This is a genomic window from Limosilactobacillus urinaemulieris, assembly GCF_932750685.1.
Lineage (GTDB): Bacteria > Bacillota > Bacilli > Lactobacillales > Lactobacillaceae > Limosilactobacillus > Limosilactobacillus urinaemulieris.
Window position 1 is genome coordinate 250617 of sequence record NZ_CAKOBX010000002.1, and the last position, 22023, is coordinate 272639.

A 22023-nucleotide genomic window follows, 5' to 3' on the forward strand; every position below is an offset into this window, starting at 1 on the left:
CTCTCCCTCTTTAATTTATTTCTTAAGCCAACGCAACATAATGACCTGACTTGACTTCGCGTAAAGGTACATTTGCTGGTTCTTCATCATAAGTAAATTGTTTTCGTACTCGTTCATAAGTAGGATCTGGAACTGGGACCGCGGATAATAAACTCTGTGTATATGGGTGGAGTGGGTGATTAACAATTTCATCTGCTGTTCCTAATTCCAAAAGCTTGCCATGATACATAACCCCAATACGGTCAGAAATATATTTAACCATCGAAATATCATGAGCAATAAAAAGGTAAGTTAAATTTCTAACCTCCTTGAGGTGTTCCATGAGTTGAACAATTTGTGCCTGAATGGAAACATCCAAAGCTGATAATGGTTCGTCAGCAACAACAAATTCTGGTTCAACCGCAAGTGATCTGGCGATTCCGATCCGTTGTCTTTGACCACCTGAAAATTCATATGGATACCTATTCATAAGGTCTGGTGTTAGCCCAACCAATTTCATGGTCTCCGCGACTTTTTCATCAAATTCTTCACGATTGGTAATCTTTTGGTGAATTTTAAGTCCTTCAGCGATAATGTCACGAACTGACATCCGGGGATCCAAAGACGAGTATGGGTCTTGAAAAATCATTGAGGTTTTTTGATGAAACTCCTTCAATTTTTGATGTCCCTTTAGTTTAGTGACATCCTCACCGTCATAAATAATGTCACCAGAAGTTGGCTGATATAGATTTAAAATGCACCGCCCGGTTGTTGTCTTACCTGAACCGGATTCACCTACTAGGCCAAAGACTTCACCACGTTGAATATTAAAGGAGACATCATCAATCGCATGGACTTCATCAGGACGTCCTTGGTGGAAATATTTCTTTAAATGGTGAACTTCTACTAGGTTTTCAGTCATATTGATGGGCCTCCTTTTCAACGAGTTTTGCATAATGTTGACGACGTTGATCAAGCTTATCCTTTAAATGAACTTTTGGTGCTTGTTTGTCCAACAGCCAAGTTGCTGCGTAATGAGTATCACTGACCTTAAAGAATGGTGGTAATTTCTTAAAATCAATCTTTAGAGCATACCGATTACGATAAACAAATGGGTCACCAGCTGGTGGATTAATTAAGTTTGGTGGTGTTCCTGGGATCGATTCGAGATCACCACCATCCATCTCCATCGTTGGTGTCGATTTTAGTAGGCCAACTGTATATGGATGTTGGGGATAGTAAAAAATATCATTAACTGACCCGAATTCAAGAATTCGTCCAGCATACATTACTGCAACCCGATCAGCTACCCCAGCAACTACGCCTAAGTCATGAGTAATGAAAATTACCGCTGTCCCTAACTCGTCCTTCAGCTGTTTAATAAGCTTTAAAATTTGTGATTGAATGGTAACGTCAAGCGCAGTTGTTGGTTCATCTGCGATTAAAATTTTGGGATTACAAATCAAAGCCATGGCAATTACAATTCGTTGCCGCATCCCACCAGAAAACTGGTATGGAAAGTTTTTAAACCGTTCTTTAGCATTGACGATTCCCACCTTTTCCATAATTGCTAACGCTTTTTTCTTTGCATCTTCCTTATTAATGTCCTGGTGTTGCAATAGGTTTTCCATGATTTGTTTACCAACCCGCATAGTTGGATCAAGAGCAGTCATCGGATCTTGGAAAATTTCTGCAAGATCATTTCCCCGCAGTTTTTGTAATTCCTTTTCAGGCAGCTTTAATAAGTCACGACCCTCATATTCAACACTACCGCTGACCACTTCTGCATTCTTAGGTAAGAGTTGCATGACAGTTTTGGTGGTTACAGATTTACCGGAACCAGATTCACCAACTAATGCGAGAACTTCACCGGGGTGTAGTTTCAATGTTACATTGCGAATTGCGTGGACGGTCCCTTCAAGGGTCTTAAAATCAACCGAAAGATTTTTAATTGTCAGTACGTCTTCTGCCATTTATTTCTCCCCCCTCGTATTAGGATCAAATGCGTCCCGTAATCCATCACCAAGTAAGTTGAAGGCAATCATCATTAAAGATAGGACGAGGACCGGTTCCCATAATTGGTATTGATAGAATTGGAACCCTTTTTCACCAGTATTTAACAATGTCCCTAATGAAGCATTGGGCGCTTTAACACCGATTCCGATAAAGGAAAGTAACGCTTCCAGGAAAATTGCTGCCGGAATTGTAAACATTGTCCGTGTAATAATCACACCCATGGTATTCGGTAAAATGTGACGAAATGCGATTTGCATGGGACTTTCCCCCATTGCTTGAGCAGCGAGAACAAAATCAGCACTCTTGATTTGCATCGCTGAGGCACGCACTAATCGTGCCATCAAAACCCATGAACTAAGTGCAATTGCTAGAATGATGGAAACCATTCCTGGCTTTAAGATGATCAGTAAAAGCATGATTAATACTAATTCTGGAATTGAACTAATGATTTCAATGATCCGTTGTAAAATATTGTCAACACGATCGCCACACCATCCGGAAACGAGACCGTATGGAACACCAATTAAAATATCAACAAGGGTGGCAAATAATGCAATCATTAATGAAATTCGCGTGCCATAAAGGAGTCGTGAAAACATATCGCGCCCTAGTCCATCGGTCCCTAGTGGATAACTACCATTAGTGAACGGCTTCAAGTTTGATAAGCTAACATTTTGTGCATTAGGATCATGGGGCATCCAAAATAGGGAAGCCACTGATACAACCGTAATAAAGAGCAAAAAAATTAAGGAAACCATCGCAGCATGATTATGCTTTAACTGATGCCAAGCTTTCTCATGAAAGGATAAGGACTTTGGGGCAACTCCACTTTGAGCGGCAGTCACTTCATCGAGATTGACAAACTGAAATTCTTCATTTTTCGAAGTAGATTTTTTAGGTATCTCCATCTTAATGTTCCCCCTTTTCCTTTGAAAGAATTCGTGGATCAACTAATCCATACATAACATCGGTCAGCAACAAAATGCCACATAGTAATAGGCAGTAAAACATTGTTAAGCCCATGATTACTGGATAATCATTAGCCAAAACTGAGTTAATAAATAACTCACCGATTCCTGGAACCGAGAAGATATTTTCAACCACCATTGAACCAGTAATAAGGGTAACTGCTAATGGGCCAATTAATGTTAAAGCAGGAATAATACTATTCTTTAATGCATGGCGGAAAACAATCTGTGGGACCGATAATCCTTTTGCTTTTGCCAACAAGATATAGTCAGAATTTAAGACTTCCACCATTTCTGTCCGGACAAATCGTGAAACTTGGGCCATTGGTACAGCCGACAATGCGATTGTTGGTAAGATGGTTGATGGGAAACCGTCCCAACTGGCTACTGGGAACCATCCTAATTTAAAACCAAGATAGTACTGAAGTAAGATTGCCAGAATAAAGCTGGGGAATGAAATACCGATAACCGCTAGTGTACTACTGGTAGCATCAGCCCACGTCCCCTTTTTTAAGGCACCAACACATCCCAAAAGGATCCCAACAACAACCCCTAATACCAAGGCTTGAAAACTAATGAGGATGGATGGTCCTACCCGGTGACCAATTAAGGAAGCGACCGTCGTACTATTATATTGGTAGGACATTCCAAAATTACCGTGGAGAACCCCTGTCATGTAAGAAAGGTATTGTTGCCAAACCGGCTTATTTAATCCATATTGTTTTTCAACGGCTAACTGTTGAGCCTTTGAGAGCTTCATTGTGTTCCCAAGAGGCGATCCCGGAATCATCTTCATTAAAAAGAATGTTAAGGTGGCAACAATGAATAGAGTTAGCACCATCATTAGTAACCGTTTAATAATATACTTTCTCATAAAATCCTCCTGTTCTTATAAATAAAGAAGGTCTAACAGAGGAGCAAGCAGACCTTCTTTATTTAAGCTTCGGATATTAATTTTACTTCTTCCATTGAGCGTATTGGTATTGAGCAACGGTATTAAATGGACCGTAGTTCAAACCAGTAACATGTTTAGAAACTAAGTGTGCTTGAGCAGCGGTGTACAGAGGAACACCATCAGCATTAGTGTGAACTTGCTTATTTGCTTCTTGAAGAAGCTTGTAACGTTCACTAGCAGACTTTGTACCATCGTTGGCTTGGTTCAGTAAGTCATCAAGTTTCTGATCAGTGTTGTTAGTAAAGTTAACCTTGTTGCCGGTCTTCAAAAGAGAAAGGAAATCAGAAGCATCAGGAACATCAGAATTCCAATCTGTTAGGTTCAGTTCAAACTTACCAGCAAAATCACGACTAACGTGTTGTGCGTGTGGTAATGTTGTAATTTCAACCTTGAGTCCCTTAAATTGCTTTTGTAATGTGGATTGAAGATATTCAGCCACTTGCTTTTGATCATCGGTGTTATCTGCCAATAGATTTAATGTCATGTTCTTCTTACCAAGATCCTTTTGGGTGGCTTTCCAGTAATCTTGAGCCTTATTCTTATTTTGCTTTTGCAGATGGCCAGCTTCTTCAGCAAAGTCTTGACCATTCTTTGGATTCTTCATATCACCTTTTGGTACCCAACCAGTAGCACCAACAGAGCCATCTTGGAGAACCTTCTTCGCTAATTGATTGTTATCAAAGGCGTAGTTAACGGCCTGACGGAAGTTTTCATTCTTTGTTAAGTCATTCTTACCATTGAAGTAGAGGTAATATTGGGTTGCCATTAAACTAGTGTGTAGTTCTTTGTTATTTTTATTACCCTTAACGTAATCAGAAGTAACTGATGTTTCTTGAACTTTACCAGAATTAAACAAGTTTTGAGCGGTGTTGTTATCTTTGGTGACCTGAACATTAACCTTGTTCATATGAACATTCTTTTTACCATAGTATTGATTGTTCTTTACGTAGCTCCAGTTATCATCACTACCACCGGTCCAGTTTACAACCTTGTATGGTCCGTTATAAACGGCCTTATCGGAAGTTGAACCATACTTACTTCCTTCTTTTGCCAGGACCTTGTGGTTAACTGGCTTTAAGTTAGAAGCAAAGTTGTTCCGAACATTAACCGTTGGTAACTTTTTACTAAATGTAAATTGCACCTTATCTTTTCCGAGCGCTTTAACGCCAAGTGCTGATGTTGGGGATTGACCTTTAGAAACTTGTTCATAGTTTTCTAGATCAGCAACGCGATCGGCAGCTTGTGACTTAGTTTTTGGATCTGCCCAGTGTCGCATCGAGGCTACATAATCTTGAGCAGTAACAGGATCACCGTTACTCCATTTCAGCCCCTTCTTTAAAGTGAAGGTCCATGTCTTACCATCATTCGTAACTTTTGGTTGACTAGCAGCTTCACCAAGAACCACCTTATTGTTTTTGTCATACTTTAAAAGCCCTTCAAATGACTGTATTTGCATCGATGAACTTGGTGTTTCAATTGTTTTAGCAGGATCTAGCGTAACTGGATTTGCTTTTAAAGTAACGTTTAAATCACCACTTGCTTTATTTTTATCGTTATTACCACAGGCTGCTAAGGACATTGCTGTTAAAGCCACAACCCCGGCTAAAGTTAATACCTTCTTGTTCATTCTCATAATAAATTTCTCCCGTAAAGCTTATAATATAATCTCTCTTTAATCTAATTTTAATCTTACTAATAAATGTCGGATTCCATGTTCTTCTCCCCCCCATTTAGAAAGCTTGCTTTAATTGAACAAAAAAAGTCCTAAGCAGCGCTACAACTTATGCTGCTTAGGACGATCCGTTTACCGTGTTACCACCTAATTTCATTTAGTCATCACTGACTAAACCTCTGACGTACGCATTCATACGCTGGCACGATAAAGGGTGCATTCTTGGTAACTTTACTATTAGTTCAAGTTACTATGCTCAAGGATGATTTTAAGAAATTACCCCGTGTCTCTCTTTCACCATTCATGAGAGCTCTCTACGCACTTCGTAAATTCTTACTGTTCCTCTCAAAGCATTTCCTTTGTTCAATTAATTGATACATTAGACATTACTGATAACATTCTCATTTGTCAACGCTTTTTTAACATTATTTTTTAATATTTTTTCGTGAAAGCGATTTATTAATGATTATAATAAGTCTCATCAGATTCACAAAAAATAACTTTTTAGAAGCTGTTTGAGGTCTCTATTGACGAGCAAGCAGGATCCCTATAAAGGCCATAGCAACCATGACTTTACTGGTATTTAACTTGCGTTCGCAATTGAACCAAAGCCGTCGCCAGTTGGTTAACCAACTGAAACTACGTTCCACGACCCAGCGCTGTGGCGTTACTTGACCGTTCATAAGAAACTGTTTGAGGTCTTTCAAAGACCTCAAACAGTTTCTAAAGGCTTTCTCTTTATCTTCTTGCCGTTAGGACGCTGGTCTTTAACCATGGACCGCCCCACCAACCATTGATACCGGTTGGAACTACTCTTACGTCTTGAAAACCAAGGTTGTTAAGAAGTGGGCGATATTGTTGAAGGTTACCAAAATCAACAATGATTAGGGTGCCATTAGGCTTCATTACCCGAACGGCTTCCTGAATTGCCCGTCCCCGGTTAATCGCGGGAGAAACACTATGGAAAGTAAATGTTGAAAGGACATAGTCATAGTGCCGACTCTCTAACGGAAGGTTCAGTAAGCTACCATCAACCAGTTTTGCCCGATCAGCAACCCGATTTTCCTTAATTCGCTCACTTTCCTGCTTTGTCACATTTTCATTACCAATGTTGACTCCGGTTACCTTCCCTGGGGCCTTCAATCGCTTTGCTACGTCGATAAATAGTCCAGCATAGTTTAGCCCTAAAATTGCAACCTGAGCATTCTCAGGCATCTTTAGTTCCCGAAGAATTTGTCCCCAAATTAAATTTCGCCCCCGAAATAGTGTATTGCAATAAATTCCTACCACTAACAAGATTAAGATAATAATAATCACTAATAATACCTTCATGATTTACCCTCTTTTCGGTCAAGCAACAATACTATTAAGCTTCTTAATGTCTTTTAAGTCGCCCACTACTGTAATTTTATCATGTGGCTTAATCACATCACTAGCTTGCGGCATCTGGTTAACCTCATCATCAGCATTTACGATAATAATGACGTTAACGTTAAACCGATTCCGAAAATCAAGCTCGTCTAAAGTCTTGCCAAAGAACTTTGGGTTATTAATATTAACCTCAGCTAACGTTACTTTCTTACTGAGTTGGACGTAATCAATTACCCCTGGATTCAACTGTTGAAAGACAAGCCGCTTTGCTAAATCATGTTCTGGCCGCACAACCTGATCGGCCCCGATTTTCTCAAGAACTCGAGCATGGTTAGCGTTCTCCGCCCGACAGATGACATCTTTTGCCCCTAACTCTTTAGCAATTAACGTCACCATAATGCTAGCCTCAACATTTTTTCCGATAGAAACATAAACATGATCGAAGCTTCCAATATCAAGATCACGGAGGGCGTCCTCATCCTGAGCATCAGCAATTACCGCTCGCATAACAGAGTCGGCGTATTCATTAATTACCTCTTCATTACTATCAATCGCAAGGACCTCTTGCCCCGCTTGAACAAGCGCATCACAAATAGATGAACCAAATTGTCCTAAACCAATGACAGCATAGCTTTCTCGTTTAACCAATTAAGACACCTTCCTTTGGATACCGGTATTCCCGTTGTTTTGGCTGAGCATTGAGAATTGAATACATGACCGTATAGATCCCAACCCGGCCAATAAACATCAAAAACATAATAATTAATTTACCAATAAAGTTTAGACTTGGTGTAATTCCAAGAGAAATTCCCGTTGTTCCAAAGGCTGCTGTAGCCTCAAAAGTAACGTATGTTAGAGAATCATGTCGCGGGAGTGCTTGAGTTTCGACTAATATCAAAATTGAAATCATCAGAATCGCAAACGCAACAAACAGCAGTGTCAATGCCCGAAAGACATTCTCATCCGTAAACCGGCGATGGGCAAAAACCGTATCCCGTCGTCCACGTAAGGTTGCAATACTTTGGAGCGTTAATAACCCAATTGTTGTGGTTTTAATCCCCCCAGCGGTCGATCCCGGTGCACCACCAATAAACATTAGAATAATTGTTGTACTGATTCCGGCAGCACTCAATTTTGTATACGGAACAGTAACGAGTCCTGCTGTCCGGGGAGTAATGGCCATGAAAATCGTGTTAAACAGTCGCTGCGGGTAGGTTAGCTCCCTACTAAATTGACTTAAATTATGTTCAGTCAAAAAGTAAACCAGCGCTGAAATAACAAAGATGACTGCTCCAGTACGGAGGACTAAATGCGTATGGAGCGACAAGTGGTGACGTTTAGGAAATTGGAGCAGATCCTGCCAAACCAAAAAGCCAAAGGAACCGGTAATGATTAACACCGCCATTATCGTTAACATATAAGGATCCTTTGCGTAATCTTCAAGGCTGTTCCCGGTCAAATCAAATCCGGCATTGCAAAACGCTGAGATCGAATGAAAAGCGCTAAACCACAGTCCCTTTTTCAACCCGTAGCGAGGATAAAAGTCAATAAAAAGTAATCCCATTCCTGCAAGTTGGATAATAATCGACAGGCGAATAATCAAGTTAACCACATTTAACTGAGAAAGGTGATCAAGGTTAAGGGCCTCTTGGGTTAATAATCGTGTCGACATCCGCATTCGTTGGTGAATTAGTAAGGACATCATTACCGCAAAGGTCATAAAACCTAATCCACCAACTTCCATTAGGATTGCAATCACCACTTGGCCAAAGAAAGACCAGTAAGTTGCTGTCGGTACCAACGTTAGTCCAGTAACACAGGTCGCACTAGTGGAAGTAAAAAAAGCGGTCATAATATCATCACTATGCCCAGAACGCGTTGCAATCGGCAATGATAATAAAAGCGTCCCGAGAAAAATGATCGCTAAAAAGCCCCAAGTTAGTATCTTGGGAAAGGAATATTTATGATTAAAAATCTCGATCATTAACGACCACCGCCTAATTCACCTAGTATGCTTTCTATCTTAACATTAACTACTGATCACATTAACAATTTCCGACAAAAAAGGCAACGGTATAATACCGTCGCCCTTTTTGTGATTCAAAGTAATTAATTGGATAAAATAATCCATAACTAGTTATACCATAAAATATAAATTTTGTCCCGTTATCTTTTCAATTACGAATTAATCACTCTAGTCGGCTAGTCCAAGATACCAGTCTTCATAATGATCAAACATAATTCGGACTCCATTATTTCGGAGACTGTCAAAATAATCGTGATAATCAACCGATTGGGTTTTCTTTAGTTTGCCCGTGGTTTTATCTAATGTTTGACCATCTAGCCACCATGAACGATTAAACATCGCAATAAATTCTACTGGAACAACCGGCTCTTTCATCTGACGATTAAACAATTCCTGATAGAGAACTCGCTTAGCATTAAAGCCGAATAACTTTTCATCAACAGATCCAGAACCATTTTGATACTTCTTTTCAACAATAAAAACTGTCCGGCGTTTAAAGTTAAAAAAGGCTTCATCAGGTTTCCAGAATTTATGATGAATATTTTTAATTCCATAAACTTGTTTCAAGACATTGTAAAACTGAAACTGTTTGGTCACGACACCAATATCTTCATTATTAATCCGATCATGGACAAGATAATGTCGATCTTTAGCCCCGCTTTTCACCAAATTTTCTTTTTTGATCGGATATTCTGTTAACTCATATCTTCCGTTAAAATCATTTGCCAAGTGATGGGCTAAATCTGTTTGTCGTTCAAATGCAAGACCATTTAAATTAGTATTTGCGCCACCTGTACCATTCTCAATCATATTTAATCTCCATAAGTCGTAATGATTACTTCGCCAACTTTACCCCGTTTATTTCCCTTTGAATTAACACTTCGGCGCGCTTGTACGTGATGGATACGGAAGTGCTGATCAGCATAGAGTTGCTCAATTAACGGTACGTCGGAATTAGACAACATTACCTTAACCCCACGATCGGCCAACTGGATCGCTAAATCACGCAGTTCCTCTTGCTGGACTAAACCAAAGCCGTCCTTGGTATAACTGGTAAATGCAGCTGTTTGATTTACGGGAATATACGGCGGATCAAAATAAACAAAATCATCTTGTCCGGCACTTGCTACTGCGTTCCGGTAGTCACCCTGAAGGATTTCAATATCATGAGTAGCTAGATAATGATGATCATTTCGAATCGCATTGACCGGAACATTAACCTTCTTGTGAGCACCATAGGGAACGTTATTCTGTCCCTTCGAATTAACGCGCCAAAGGCCATTGAAGCCGGCCTTATTCAAATAAATAAAGCGCGCTGCTCGTTCAACTGCGGACATTTTTGACAAACGACCATCACGATCAGCTAACCGAATATCCAAATAATATTCTTTACTATCATTATCTGCATGTTCGCTAACCAGGCTAATTAGCTTCTCAGGCTGTTCTCTAACCACTTGCCAAGCATTAATTAATTCCTCATTAAAGTCATTAATCGTTGCCTTCTTCGGGAGAAGATTAAGTAAATTAGCCCCGCCCCCGATAAATGGTTCAAAATAACGATTAAATTTTTTCGGGTAATAGGATGCCAATTCGGTTAGTAATTGTCGTTTACCACCAACCCATTTTACAAATGGCACAGCAGTTGTTTGTCCTTCAGTCTCCATTCTCTTCATTCCCATCATGATTATTTTCCCACCATTTTGGCAGGTTAACCTTAATTTTTCGTTGTGGTGTATTTGCTAGCAACAGGATTGCCTCTCCAGTTGATAACCGACTAATCTCACGTAAATCAATCCCGTCAGTAATCGCTAAACTAGAAAGTTCTTCCGGACTTGTCAAATGATGAAGTAAGAGGTTAGCAAATTGTGATCGTAAGCGGGCCGGCAAATCTAATGGTGATTGAGTGGTCAATGTCATTGACAGGCCAACCTTGCGTCCTTCACGTAAGACCTGGAAAATGCCGTTATCCGCAAGCTGCTGTTCATCCTGTGGTAAGTATCGGTGAGCTTCATCAAGAACAATATTAACTGGAAAATTATTAGGCACTTGCAGGCGATCAGCCAAAAGATTTTTTAGCAGCAATGAGATCACTACTCGTTGACTTTCCTCATATTGCTTCAATTTTGAAAGATCAATTACTAATGTTCGGTGACTGCTCCGGTGTTCCAAAAACATTTTAATGACAAAATTTAATTCTGTCTTAAAAACTCCTGGATGCGGCTCCGGATCAAATAGTACCCGAAAGGCCTCGCTGACAAGGCGTTGACGAATTGTCGCAATTGCATTCCATTCTCGATTAATTGTCGGGCGATCATACTGTTGCCCCAGCAATGAATAATCAGCTCGTTCATCAGGATATGGGATTACGAACTCCTCAATTAATTGTTCAGCTAACTGCTGGGGTGCAAATGAACGAGACCAGTTACTGAGCCTTGCCAGTTGTTTTTGATAATCTGCAATCGGAACCCCAATTTTAACATATGGCTGATTGCTTTGAACAAGGTTCTGTTGGATCCGTAATGCATTGATAGCCTGCGATAGTTTAGCATTCAACAGCGGTGATCCCGATATTTGAAGAGCTTCCCGTAATTGATGAGCACTTAACTGTCCAGCCTCAAGATAAGCATTTTTACCTAATTTATAGATTACTGAATTAGGTAGTTTTGAATACTCACCAGTTGGATCAAAAATAATCGTGGTGTAGTTGGTGCGTTGCAATTGATCAAGTAATGATAAAGTACTCGTGGTTTTACCGCTTCCCGTTTGTCCCACGACAAGTAAATGATGAGCAACTAAAGGATGAATATCCTGAACCAACTTTCCAGCGCTCGTTATTGCAAATGTTGTTTGAGTCATATGATGCAGCCCTCCAATTTGATCCGCGTCTATCCTCTCCCTATTCTACTCTTTACCGTTCACTTACGATAGTCGTCACCAGCTGTCTAGCTTCCCGAACGCCAAATGAATGAGATGATTTCACTGAATAACGATGCGTCTTTAGAATCTGCAGTGCTTGTGTCCGACTAATCATTAATTGTTCTGCAAGCGGCTCAGTTATTAAAACGTAGAATGCAAGCTCACGCAGTTTGATTGCTAGCTGGGTCCGCGCCTTAGTCAGGGTTAGTGTATTAAGTGCCTTCCAATTTTGGACTAAGAACCGACTCTTCCTTCTTTGAAGAGAATAATTTGTCGCATTGCTTTTTACCCGGTGAAGTTCCTGTTGTCCTAATCCTTGTTCACTCAGCTGGTACGTAAGTAATGTAATCTGTTGCTCTATCTGTCGCCAGTCATCAGCGGTTGATGCTAATAACTGGCGGATCTGCTCTTTGGTTAACCGTGGTCGATTTCCTGCCTTCAACTGTTCAACTAGGGCGCGTAAGTCATGTTCGTCAGTTTCATATAGTGGTAAATTAACCTGACTAAAAAGCTGACAGCGTTGAAATAAAACTGTACTTTCCCGATTCTTAAACCCATTATGTTGGTATGCATAGTCAAATAATTTCTCAGGGAAGCGTTTCCCAGATTGGTACTTCAACAGGATGCTATCCATGTACAAATGAACCTCATTGATCCCCCGCTGGATTTCCTTAGCAACTGTCATCGGGATACTTGCATGCTGTTGAAAGTGAGTAATTCCTAAATATAACCGTTTACCCGTCGAACGCGAACGAAGAATAAACTGGTTCTTTAACCGGCGCCCACAATCACAATAAAGATTTTCGCCATGGTGCCCGTGTGCTCGTCGATACCAGGGATCAACAACCATCCCCACAAACTGCCAATCAGTATTTTGTAAATAGTGACGAGTATGGAACTGCGAAAGCATCGTGAAGCGAGTAAACTCACTAAGGGCTTCGATCTGTCGCTTATTTAATTGTTTTAAAATGCCAGCTCTGCGTTCAGCCGTCATTGTGATTATCTTTTTCAAAATCGTCACTACTCCACTAAAACAAATTGTTATCTAAATATACTAGAACAATTGTTCGAAGTCAAATTCTTATTCAAGCGATAACACCCACTAGTCAAAAAAGACTAAGCTGAAAATTCAGCTTAGTCTTTTTTGATTTAATGTGTAGCACGTTCTAGGCTACATAGTCAAAACACGCTTCCTCGGAACTCGCTAGAGCTAACGACCTCCGCCTCCGACGGCAAGACGCCGTTCAGCGGAGAAATCGTTAGCCACCGGAAAGTTTTAACGGGCTCGCACTCTAATTTAGGCACGTGACTTGTAAGATCCATCAGTAGTGTTAATAATCAGCTTGTCACCATTCTTGATGAAGGCAGGAACGTTAACAACTAAACCAGTAGTCATTGTAGCTGGCTTACCACCACCATCAATAGTAGCACCCTTGATCATTGGTTGGGTATCAGCAACTTCAAGTTCTACAGTGGTTGGCAATTCGATCCCAACGATTTCACCATCAACAAAGTTAACAGTAACCTTCATGTTTTCAACCAAGTACTTCTTGTCGTCGCCTAATTGACTAGCAGAAACTTCGTATTGGTCATAGTTTTCCATGTCCATGAATACTGAAGCATCACCTTGGTCGTAAAGGTATTGTGCTTGACGCTTGTCAACATTAACCTGTTCAACCTTTTCGGATGGACGCATAGTAGTGTGGACAATAGAACCAGTCCGAACGTCTTGGATGTCCATTTGCATTAAGGTGTTACCCTTACCTGGCTTGTGGTGGTTGATTTGAAGAACCCGGAGCAACTTGCCACCGCGTTCAAAAACCATTCCTTTTTTCAGATCGATTGTTTGAATCATAACTAAAAACTCCTTCACGTATTTTTGAACTACGCTCTCACAATGAGAGTATGATCCAGGATCACATTAATCCCGTCCTCATGGCTTCGTTCGTAATTTTGCTCATAAAGCATTCAATTCTTATTGTATCACACCTACCACAGCAATTTAGTTAATTTCAAAAATTAAGTCTTAGGCATCCTCAATTTTTGTCCAATTTAATAACAATGAAGAGGTAACAACGGAAACGGAACTAAAGGCCATCGCTAATGCGGCAAATTCTGGGCTGAGGGTCAAGCCAGCACTAACAAAGACACCAGCAGCAATTGGGATTCCGATAACGTTATAGATTAATGCCCAGAAGAGGTTTAGCTTAATTCGATTAAAAGTCTTTTGACTAATCGACAATGCCCGGACAACGCCACGTAGATCATTTTTAACAAGGACAATGCTTCCCGATTCAATCGCGATATCAGTTCCTGAGCCCATCGCAATTCCGACATCAGCCGTTGTCAAAGCGGGAGCGTCATTAATTCCGTCACCCACAAAGGCAACCTTTTTACCATTCTTTTGCAACGATTCAATTACAGCTGACTTTTGATTTGGCATTACGCCGGCAACCACTTCATCAATGCCAACCTCCTTTGCAATCGCTCGAGCAACTTGTTCATTATCACCGGTAATCATTACCGTCCGAAGTCCTCGTGCTTTTAACTGGGCGATTGCCGTAGCAGAACTCTTCTTTGGCGTATCTTGAATAGCAATCAACCCAATAACTTCATTGCCAAGGCCAACATAAACCACTGTCTTGGCCTCATTTTGAAGTTTGCTTGCCCATTCCTTCTGCTTTTCTGTTAACTGTTCATTTCCTGCTAATTTCAAGCTTCCGACAAATACTGGCTGACCGTCAAGTTTGGCTGTTACCCCTTGACCTTCAACTGCCTCAAACTCGGTTACTTGAAGAAGTTCAATCTTCTCTTGTTGAGCTTTTTCTACGATCGCCTTAGCAAGCGGGTGTTCAGATGATGCTTCCAAACTTCCGGCAACCTGTAAAACCCTAGTTGGCTTACCGACCACATCAGTAACAGTTGGCTTACCAACAGTAATCGTTCCGGTTTTATCAAAGGCGATTGTCTTTACAGCATTAATCTCTTCAAGTGCCTGACCGTCTTTAATCAAGACCCCCATCTTGGCAGCGCGACTTGTTCCAACCATTAATGCTGTTGGGGTCGCTAACCCTAATGCACATGGGCAGGCAATTACAATCACGGCTACCGCAAAAAGCATCGCGTTTACTGCCGGTGCCCCGAGGAAGACATACCACACTACAAAGGTGATAATTGCAATAATCAAGACCGCTGGAACAAAGATTCCTGAAATTCGGTCAGTGAGATTCTGAATTGGCGCATGGCTGGTTTGGGCTTTCTTGACCATCTCAACAATCTGAGCAAGGACGGTTTCATCCCCAACCTTCGTGGCACGAAATTCAATTGCCCCGTCACCATTAATCGTCGAACCGATTAAGTTATCGCCGACCTTCTTTCTCACTGGCATACTTTCACCGGTCACCATTGACTCATCAACAGTTGTCGATCCTTTCGTAACAACTCCATCAACGGCAATCTTTTGTCCCGGTTTCACCCGAACAATGTCTCCCTGTTTGACTTGGCTTAATGGTACTTGAACAAACTTACCATCCCGTAAGACGTCAGCTTCCTTTACTTGCAGGTCGAGAAGTTTTTTTAGAGCGTTTGACGCGTTATTATGCATCCGCTCTTCCATCGTATCACCGAGCAATACGAAAACGGCAATAAAATCAGCACTTTCAAAGTAGACTGCCCGTCCAGTTATCATTGCAAAAATACTATAGAAATAGGCAATTCCCGTCCCTAACGCAACTAAAGTATTCATGTTCGCATGATGATTCTTGAAAGCAACCCACGCACTCGTCCAGTAAGGTACCGCTGCCACAAGCATTACTAAGGTTGTCGTAATTAAAGCAATCCAATTATATCCAGGCATCATCCAATGAAACGGCATTGCCAGCATTTGAATGATCATCGGGATCGTTAAAATAAATGAAATCCAAAAACGTTGGATGCTAGATAGTTTCATTACTTAACAACCACCTTTCCATGGAACATATCCATCCCACAGGCAAAGTTGTATTCACCAGCCTTATCAGTAGGAATCTTAATTGAAGTTACTGGTTGCTTAGTAAGGTCCTTATCAATTCCCAACTTATTAAAAACAACGTGGGATAAACAAGCAGTGCCGTCCTTCATCTCAAAGTTAACGGTTGCTGGAACCCCCTTCTTCAAAACAACCTTTTCTGGGGAATAGCCACCGTGAACCACAACTGTTGCAACTTGGTGTTGATCATTAACCGTTGCCCTTTCGCTGCTTTCGGTATGTTTGCCAAAGAACCACCAAATAATTCCCGCAATTAACGCAATCGCTACGATTAAAACAATGATTTGTACCATAATAATTTCCTCCGCTTTTATCGTTTACAGATGTAATTTATAAACTTATTGTAAATCATTGTTTACATTTGTCAACAATAAAAGCTTATTGGTAAAGGAGCCGAATGCTTTTCTGGTCCTGTTTGGTAATTCCGTTGCGAATATTCCGCGGTACCATGACACTATGCTGATATTCCGGAGCGTGGGCCAATCCTAAGGCGTGTCCTAGCTCGTGCTGAGCAACCTCACTCCGAAATTCTGGGTTAGTATAGTCTAGCTGGTAAGGATCAAGAATTGAGGTTGCCTTATGTAATTCATGGGTATCAGGATTATACTCGGTCTTAGTCTCTCCCAGCTGGGCTGTCTGATAACCGACCCCGTTGTTGCTGGTATGAGCAGAAAGATCACTATCCGTGGCAATGATGTTAGCCTTATCCTCATCTTTCGTCCACTTAAGTTTAATCACTTTAACCTGGTTCCACTTCTTGACCGCACTTCGGAAAGCAGCTTTTAATTGGGGATCAGTGGTCCGCATATAGATCAGGATCGTCCGTTTCCGCCACCTGATCCCTTCAAGGGGTGTTGGGGTATTCTGAGGAATTGCTAGTTTCTGGCTATTTGGCGTCTGGTCAGAATCATTAAAACTAAAATCGTTTGAACTGGCATCTTCAGCATCCTGGTTGAAATAGCTTGTTGGCAGTGATGAATTATTATCATCAGCACTAGCCGGCTGAGTAATTAAGCCAACCGTTATTAACGTCAAGAACAATAAGAAATAACGACGCATCTTCACCCCTCCTTCCACATTCGTCCTTAATTTAAAAAATCGTCCTTCAATTCGTCAAGAATAATGACCTGACAAATCAGAGGACGATTTGTTTAATTTATTAATTTGCTTAGTCAATTACAACGTAAGACTTAATAACTTGACGGTCATCCATTGCCTTATATGCATCCTGAATTTGGTCAAGGGTAAACGTCTTAGTGAAGACCTTACCAGGATTAATCTCGCCATCGAGAACGGCCTTAAGAAGAACAGCCTTGTCGTAAGTAGTAACTGAAGCTGGACCACCAGCAACAATCGTGTTCTTGTAGAATGGGGCAGTCATATCTTGTTTTGGCGTGTGTGGCAAGCCAACCCGACCAACAATGGCACCTGGACGGCCAACCTTCATTGCTGTATCAGTTGATTGTTCAGTCCCAACACATTCAAGAACAGCATCGGCACCGTCACCATGAGTCAATTCCATAATCTTCTTGACGGCTTCGTCACCACGCTCAGCAACATTATCAGTTGCCCCGAATTCCTTCGCCAAGGCTTCTCGATCTGCATGCCGACTGGTAGAAATGATCTTCTTAGCGCCACGCATCTTAGCAGCGATAATTGCACAAAGGCCAACCGCACCGTCACCCATAATAACAACGGTATCGCCAGCCTTAACGTTAGCAACCCGGGCAGCATGATACCCAGTAGCCATTACATCGGCAAGGGTCAAAAGTGACTTCAGCATTCCTTCGCTGTAATCGATTGGTTGACCAGGAACCTTAACAAGTGACCATTGACCATGTTGGAAGCGGTAGTATTCTCCTTGAACACCATTACTAAAGTTATCAGCATGATCTTCACATGAGCCGTCGAATCCCGCACGACAAGCAGCGCATTGACCACAGCCATGAGTAAATGGGGCAATTACAAAGTCGCCAGGCTTAACCGTAGTAATGTCATCCCCGACTTCTTCAACAATTCCTAAAGCTTCGTGACCGGAGTTTTCTTCGCCGCCCTTGAGTGGGTTAATCCCCCGGAAGTTCCAGAGATCTGATCCACATACACAAGTCCGTACGATCTTTAAAATTACATCGTCGGCCGCTTGAACTGTTGGCTTTTCTACGTCCTTTAATTCCATTTGTCCTGCCTTAGCAAAAAATGCCTTCTTCATTTTGAGGACTCCTTTCCTTGCAATAACATTCCCCTTTATTATAAGGAAAAAGTGCCGTAAATGAAAATGCTTTCTTCCTATGACCAGCTATTCGTTTACAGAATAATTCTTCCCTAATTATTCTTCAATTGGGTGCTTACTAGTTAGCTCATGGACTTGCCGGGCAACTTCTTTCTTAACCGCTTCATCATCTGCATGTTCTAGCAACTTAATAATTAAATCAGCTACCTGGCGAACATCAGCTTCCTTAAAGCCCCGACTAGTTACCGCTGGAGTTCCAATCCGCAAACCACTTGTCACGAACGGACTCCGCTGATCGTTTGGAATTGATTCCTTATTCGTTGTAATGTGAACCCCATCCAATAGGTCTTGGGCATCCTTACCGGTAATACCAGTCTTAGTAATGTCAATTACCATTAAGTGGTTATCAGTGCCCCCAGATACAACCCTAATCGTGGCAGACTGATTAAATTCATCAGCCATTGCTGCGGCATTTTTGACAACCTGGTTAATATAGTCGGTAAATTGTGGCTGAAGGTCCTCATAAAATGCCTGAGCTTTCCCGGCAATGACGTGTTCCAGCGGGCCACCCTGAGTTCCAGGGAAAAGCGCTGAGTTAATCTTCTTACCAATTTCTGACGACTTAGAAAGGATCATCCCGCCACGAGGCCCACGGAGAGTCTTGTGAGTAGTCGTTGTCACAACGTCCGCAACCGGTACCGGGCTAGGATGAGCACCTGTGGCTACTAACCCAGCAATATGCGCCATATCAACCATTAAGTATGCGCCAACTTCATCCGCGATTTTACGGAATTTTTGCCAATCAATAATCTTGCTATAAGCAGAAGCTCCAGCTACGATCAACCGCGGATTAATTTCCAACGCTAATTGCTCGATCTGATCAAAATCAAGTTCCTCAGTTGATGGATTTAAGCCGTAACTATATGATTCATAAACTTTTCCTGAGAAGTTTACCTTTGCGCCGTGGGTTAAATGACCACCAGCATCCATTCCCATTCCAAGGATCTTATCCCCTGGTTTAAGGAGTGCCTGATAAACTGCCATATTTGCTTGTGAACCGGAGTGGGGTTGAACGTTCGCATATTCAGCACCGAAAAGCTTCTTTGCGTAGTCAATTGCTAATTGTTCAACTTGATCAATATATTGACAACCACCATAGTACCGTTTACCCGGATAACCTTCCGCATACTTATTAGTTAATACGGATCCTTGCGCTTCCCGAACTTCCTTAGAAACAATATTTTCGGAAGCGATCAGCTCAATCGTTTCCTGTTGTCGTTGTTCCTCATTTTTAATTGCTGCCCATAATTCTGGTGACTTTCCTGCATAATCCATCAAGATCACTCCTTAATCGCTTCAACACAACATTACTAAATTGATTATATCAAAAAAAGACCAGGAACATTCCTAGTCTTAATTAAATTAATTACTTTGGCACCACTGCTGTTGGGTTGTCCTTAGTTAGGTGGAATACTTGACTTGATTCAACACCAAAGTAATGGTTGATTAACTTACTTAATTCATCCATCGCTTCGTTTGCCCGCTTGATTTGCTCAGCATTAACTGATTCAATTACGGCAACCACGTTTTGTGAATCTTCAGTCAGCATCGTCCGTTCACCGTCACGCCAGTTCAGGCAACGACAAACCGCGCCCTCATTGTCGTACCAAAGGACTTCACCTTCAAGGGCTGGCTCATTTTTGCCGTCACCAACCGAATCAAACGCTTCGCCGCCCTTTGCAATTCCCAGGTGCATGTCGCCAGTAATCTTATCCCGGTCTTCAATTCCAACCGGAACGCCATAAGTCATTGAAACACTGTTGTAAACATCAACTAGCGGATTAATTGGTTCAAAAGTTCGTCCTTGATCAGCTCGCTTTAATAATGCCTCAACAGATGCCCGCGCACCTTTCTTTTTCTTAAATTGTTGGTAAGCCTTTCGCCATTGGTCAATCACCGGATTTAACCGGAATGTTTCGTTTGTTAAGAACTTCTGTGCTTCCTCAGTTGCATTGTGAAGCAGCTTCCGTCGTTCGGCAATGTTCCCATCATTATCGTGGTTATCAATTCCGTTTGCGTACAAAATATTCACTTGAGCGTCCGGGAAGAGATCCCAGAAGCCTTGATCGACTGTTACTTGATCCATTTTAAATCGCTCCTCTAGTTAATATTTTCTCTTGCCACCATGCTTAACGAATTTCCAATCAGCATCAATATTTTGACGAATTCGGGTCAAATAATCATGAACCTGCTGTGCTTCTTTTGCTGTGAAGCCCGTTAACGCCACCTCATTTGAATGCGAATTTTCTCGGATAATAAAAGGATAAATTCGTTTCCCCTTTTCCGTAACGTAAAGGTGTTTAATCTTTTTATTATCTGGATCGCTTTCCCGATAGACATAACCCTGTTTTTCCAAACGTCGTACAGCACGGGCAAGGGTTGTCCGATCGACCTTTATCAGATTAGCAAGTTGCTCAGCGATAATTCCTGGGTGCTCATAAATCCGTACCACATAAAGAAATTGCAGATTAGATAAGTTAATGTCCTTAAATTCAATGTTGGAAATTGAATCAAGCGCTCGCTCAATCATTCCCACCTCACGCAAAATGTCAATCATGATAAATATCTCCTTACCCTTTTTATTATATTGATTTTTGTTGCAAATGCAACAAAAATCTAAAAATTATCTCGTCTTATGCGCAACAATTTTTGAATAAACTCCTTCATCCCTGAGTAAAGTTAAAGAGATTCATAAACTGGTAAGAAGTCTATTAACTTTTAATCGCTAAAGCCTGTTAAACACAAGGCTATGCTAGAATCAAGCTATAAAGTTTCCAATAATTATTGTGAGGTGACCCATGCTAACAAAATACCAGCTTTCAACCTATAGCTCAGAAAAGTCTCCTGCAGACCTCAAAGACTGTAATTTGATTTTGCTTACACGAGCGAGTAAAAAAGAACTCCATCAAGTTTGTCGTTCCTTTGATCTCGACCCCTTAACATTTGACTACTGCTCGTCTCCCGAAGAGGTTTCACGTTACCACCCGCTTATCAGCAACGCTCTTCCAGGAGGGCATATTCTGGTAGTCTATGACTTTATTACCGAACCAGAAAAAATTGAAAACCAGCTAACTCCTGCCATTATGGTTTTTAATCAGGATACTTTAATCGTTTGCACGGATAATAGCGAAACGTACCAACGACAGCTTGCAGAAAAGAAGTCACAAATTATTGATTTCATTACAGGCTATATCCTAAAATGCCAGCAAAATCTAATGAACGCTCTTTTAAAATATAAACCGGAAATCGACCGCCTTGATGCCGCTGCCCAAGAGTCATTCAACAATGATGAACTAAGAACATTAACTAACCTAACCAGAAAATTAGTTTTCTTTGAACACACCATGAACGATCAGTCGGAAACAATTACCGCCTTTATTAAGAACCCCCAATTAGAAACCATTCACCAAAAAGATCTTTGCTTTGAATTAGACATTCAGCAACGGCGACTTGCTAAAACAATCCATATTTTTCGTGATCTCCTCGATTCAATTAGCGGCTTATTTACCGAAATGATGAATTCCAGCTTAAATAACCTAATGAAGTTTCTTGACTCCGCTGGGCTAGTAATTGCTACCGCAGCACTAGTTTCTGGATTCATGGGAATGAATGTCGGTGGTCTCCCGTGGAAAAATACTCAATTTGGTTTTTGGTTTACCGTCACTATTTCGGTAAGCTTGGCCATTATCATTGCAATTTACCTAAAAAGAAAGAGTTATCGTTAAGTAAAAACAGACTAAGATTAGTAGTGAAATTTTTAATCGACGGATTAAGAATTTCACTACTTTTTGTTTTAGAAAGTA

The 22023-nt window shown here is 41.1% G+C and carries 21 protein-coding genes, 1 pseudogene and 1 other annotated feature; of the genes and pseudogenes, 1 reads left to right on the plus strand and 21 read right to left on the minus strand.

Features of this window, described 5'->3' with window-relative positions; all coding sequences use genetic code 11:
- Positions 1-22: 22 nt before the first annotated feature.
- The 21 genes and pseudogenes from MR181_RS02600 to MR181_RS02700 form a co-directional block, all read right to left on the minus strand.
- Positions 23-901: an ABC transporter ATP-binding protein gene (locus MR181_RS02600; protein WP_102168207.1), complete on the minus strand. Its 879-nt coding sequence runs from the start codon at positions 899-901 to the stop codon at positions 23-25.
- Positions 894-1952: an ABC transporter ATP-binding protein gene (locus MR181_RS02605; RefSeq protein ID WP_242334481.1), complete on the minus strand. Its 1059-nt coding sequence runs from the start codon at positions 1950-1952 to the stop codon at positions 894-896. The genes MR181_RS02600 and MR181_RS02605 overlap by 8 nt, the downstream gene beginning before the upstream one ends.
- Positions 1953-2903 (minus strand): ABC transporter permease, encoded by a 951-nt coding sequence (locus MR181_RS02610; protein ID WP_242334484.1) that lies wholly within the window; start codon positions 2901-2903, stop codon positions 1953-1955. It lies immediately after the preceding gene.
- 1 nt (position 2904) lies between these two features.
- Complete coding sequence (locus tag MR181_RS02615) at positions 2905-3837, minus strand: ABC transporter permease (protein ID WP_242334487.1); 933 nt, start codon at positions 3835-3837, stop codon at positions 2905-2907.
- An 82-nt stretch (positions 3838-3919) separates the two neighbouring features.
- Positions 3920-5551: a peptide ABC transporter substrate-binding protein gene (locus MR181_RS02620; RefSeq protein WP_242334490.1), complete on the minus strand. Its 1632-nt coding sequence runs from the start codon at positions 5549-5551 to the stop codon at positions 3920-3922.
- Between the two features lie 155 nt (positions 5552-5706).
- Positions 5707-5948 (minus strand) — a binding site (T-box leader).
- Between the two features lie 166 nt (positions 5949-6114).
- A pseudogene (locus MR181_RS02625) lies at positions 6115-6264 on the minus strand (transposase); the annotation flags it as partial.
- A gap of 64 nt (positions 6265-6328) precedes the next feature.
- On the minus strand, positions 6329-6922 hold the full coding sequence (locus MR181_RS02630; protein ID WP_242334493.1) for a class I SAM-dependent methyltransferase: 594 nt from the start codon (positions 6920-6922) through the stop codon (positions 6329-6331).
- 18 nt (positions 6923-6940) lie between these two features.
- The gene (locus MR181_RS02635; protein WP_102168213.1) at positions 6941-7609 is read right to left on the minus strand and encodes a potassium channel family protein; all 669 of its coding nucleotides are present in this window, start codon (positions 7607-7609) and stop codon (positions 6941-6943) included.
- The gene (locus MR181_RS02640) at positions 7602-8945 is read right to left on the minus strand and encodes a TrkH family potassium uptake protein (protein ID WP_242334496.1); all 1344 of its coding nucleotides are present in this window, start codon (positions 8943-8945) and stop codon (positions 7602-7604) included. Before MR181_RS02640 ends, MR181_RS02635 begins: the two co-directional genes overlap by 8 nt.
- A gap of 210 nt (positions 8946-9155) precedes the next feature.
- Positions 9156-9797: a hypothetical protein gene (locus tag MR181_RS02645; protein ID WP_242334499.1), complete on the minus strand. Its 642-nt coding sequence runs from the start codon at positions 9795-9797 to the stop codon at positions 9156-9158.
- A gap of 2 nt (positions 9798-9799) precedes the next feature.
- Positions 9800-10660, minus strand: coding sequence for a DNA adenine methylase (locus tag MR181_RS02650; protein ID WP_369807470.1), 861 nt, complete (start codon positions 10658-10660; stop codon positions 9800-9802).
- On the minus strand, positions 10641-11843 hold the full coding sequence (locus tag MR181_RS02655) for an ATP-binding protein (RefSeq protein ID WP_242334504.1): 1203 nt from the start codon (positions 11841-11843) through the stop codon (positions 10641-10643). Before MR181_RS02655 ends, MR181_RS02650 begins: the two co-directional genes overlap by 20 nt.
- A 52-nt stretch (positions 11844-11895) precedes the next feature.
- Positions 11896-12915 (minus strand): hypothetical protein, encoded by a 1020-nt coding sequence (locus MR181_RS02660; RefSeq protein WP_242334507.1) that lies wholly within the window; start codon positions 12913-12915, stop codon positions 11896-11898.
- Positions 12916-13200: 285 nt separating this feature from the next.
- Positions 13201-13758, minus strand: a complete 558-nt coding sequence (gene efp / locus MR181_RS02665; protein ID WP_040530735.1) for an elongation factor P — start codon at positions 13756-13758, stop codon at positions 13201-13203.
- A 171-nt stretch (positions 13759-13929) separates the two neighbouring features.
- The gene (locus MR181_RS02670; protein WP_242334510.1) at positions 13930-15852 is read right to left on the minus strand and encodes a copper-translocating P-type ATPase; all 1923 of its coding nucleotides are present in this window, start codon (positions 15850-15852) and stop codon (positions 13930-13932) included.
- Positions 15852-16223: a cupredoxin domain-containing protein gene (locus tag MR181_RS02675; protein WP_369807469.1), complete on the minus strand. Its 372-nt coding sequence runs from the start codon at positions 16221-16223 to the stop codon at positions 15852-15854. Before MR181_RS02675 ends, MR181_RS02670 begins: the two co-directional genes overlap by 1 nt.
- 85 nt (positions 16224-16308) lie before the next feature.
- Positions 16309-16989: a matrixin family metalloprotease gene (locus tag MR181_RS02680; protein ID WP_242334513.1), complete on the minus strand. Its 681-nt coding sequence runs from the start codon at positions 16987-16989 to the stop codon at positions 16309-16311.
- 109 nt (positions 16990-17098) lie between these two features.
- Positions 17099-18139, minus strand: a complete 1041-nt coding sequence (locus MR181_RS02685) for a zinc-binding dehydrogenase (protein ID WP_242334515.1) — start codon at positions 18137-18139, stop codon at positions 17099-17101.
- Positions 18140-18256: 117 nt separating this feature from the next.
- Positions 18257-19495, minus strand: a complete 1239-nt coding sequence (glyA, locus tag MR181_RS02690; RefSeq protein ID WP_242334518.1) for a serine hydroxymethyltransferase — start codon at positions 19493-19495, stop codon at positions 18257-18259.
- A 91-nt stretch (positions 19496-19586) separates the two neighbouring features.
- Entirely contained in the window at positions 19587-20306 is a 720-nt protein-coding gene (locus tag MR181_RS02695; RefSeq protein WP_242334521.1) for a B3/B4 domain-containing protein, read from the minus strand.
- Positions 20307-20324: 18 nt separating this feature from the next.
- The gene (locus tag MR181_RS02700; RefSeq protein WP_242334524.1) at positions 20325-20777 is read right to left on the minus strand and encodes a MarR family winged helix-turn-helix transcriptional regulator; all 453 of its coding nucleotides are present in this window, start codon (positions 20775-20777) and stop codon (positions 20325-20327) included.
- Positions 20778-21018: 241 nt separating this feature from the next.
- Here MR181_RS02700 and MR181_RS02705 point away from each other — a divergent pair, with 241 nt between their 5' ends.
- Positions 21019-21945 (plus strand): magnesium transporter CorA family protein, encoded by a 927-nt coding sequence (locus MR181_RS02705; RefSeq protein WP_242334526.1) that lies wholly within the window; start codon positions 21019-21021, stop codon positions 21943-21945.
- The last annotated feature ends 78 nt before the right edge of the window (positions 21946-22023 follow it).

Excerpts from the sequence above, each read along its gene's own strand:
- MR181_RS02600 (WP_102168207.1), bottom strand. The coding sequence starts at position 901 with ATGACTGAAAACCTAGTAGAAGTTCACCATTTAAAGAAATATTTCCAC.
- MR181_RS02605 (WP_242334481.1), bottom strand. The coding sequence starts at position 1,952 with ATGGCAGAAGACGTACTGACAATTAAAAATCTTTCGGTTGATTTTAAG.
- MR181_RS02610 (WP_242334484.1), bottom strand. The coding sequence starts at position 2,903 with ATGGAGATACCTAAAAAATCTACTTCGAAAAATGAAGAATTTCAGTTT.
- MR181_RS02615 (WP_242334487.1), bottom strand. The coding sequence starts at position 3,837 with ATGAGAAAGTATATTATTAAACGGTTACTAATGATGGTGCTAACTCTA.
- MR181_RS02620 (WP_242334490.1), bottom strand. The coding sequence starts at position 5,551 with ATGAGAATGAACAAGAAGGTATTAACTTTAGCCGGGGTTGTGGCTTTA.
- MR181_RS02630 (WP_242334493.1), bottom strand. The coding sequence starts at position 6,922 with ATGAAGGTATTATTAGTGATTATTATTATCTTAATCTTGTTAGTGGTA.
- MR181_RS02640 (WP_242334496.1), bottom strand. The coding sequence starts at position 8,945 with ATGATCGAGATTTTTAATCATAAATATTCCTTTCCCAAGATACTAACT.
- MR181_RS02645 (WP_242334499.1), bottom strand. The coding sequence starts at position 9,797 with ATGATTGAGAATGGTACAGGTGGCGCAAATACTAATTTAAATGGTCTT.
- MR181_RS02650 (WP_369807470.1), bottom strand. The coding sequence starts at position 10,660 with ATGAAGAGAATGGAGACTGAAGGACAAACAACTGCTGTGCCATTTGTA.
- MR181_RS02655 (WP_242334504.1), bottom strand. The coding sequence starts at position 11,843 with ATGACTCAAACAACATTTGCAATAACGAGCGCTGGAAAGTTGGTTCAG.
- efp (WP_040530735.1), bottom strand. The coding sequence starts at position 13,758 with ATGATTCAAACAATCGATCTGAAAAAAGGAATGGTTTTTGAACGCGGT.
- MR181_RS02670 (WP_242334510.1), bottom strand. The coding sequence starts at position 15,852 with ATGAAACTATCTAGCATCCAACGTTTTTGGATTTCATTTATTTTAACG.
- MR181_RS02675 (WP_369807469.1), bottom strand. The coding sequence starts at position 16,223 with ATGGTACAAATCATTGTTTTAATCGTAGCGATTGCGTTAATTGCGGGA.
- MR181_RS02680 (WP_242334513.1), bottom strand. The coding sequence starts at position 16,989 with ATGCGTCGTTATTTCTTATTGTTCTTGACGTTAATAACGGTTGGCTTA.
- MR181_RS02685 (WP_242334515.1), bottom strand. The coding sequence starts at position 18,139 with ATGAAGAAGGCATTTTTTGCTAAGGCAGGACAAATGGAATTAAAGGAC.
- glyA (WP_242334518.1), bottom strand. The coding sequence starts at position 19,495 with ATGGATTATGCAGGAAAGTCACCAGAATTATGGGCAGCAATTAAAAAT.
- MR181_RS02695 (WP_242334521.1), bottom strand. The coding sequence starts at position 20,306 with ATGGATCAAGTAACAGTCGATCAAGGCTTCTGGGATCTCTTCCCGGAC.
- MR181_RS02700 (WP_242334524.1), bottom strand. The coding sequence starts at position 20,777 with ATGATTGACATTTTGCGTGAGGTGGGAATGATTGAGCGAGCGCTTGAT.
- MR181_RS02705 (WP_242334526.1), top strand. The coding sequence starts at position 21,019 with ATGCTAACAAAATACCAGCTTTCAACCTATAGCTCAGAAAAGTCTCCT.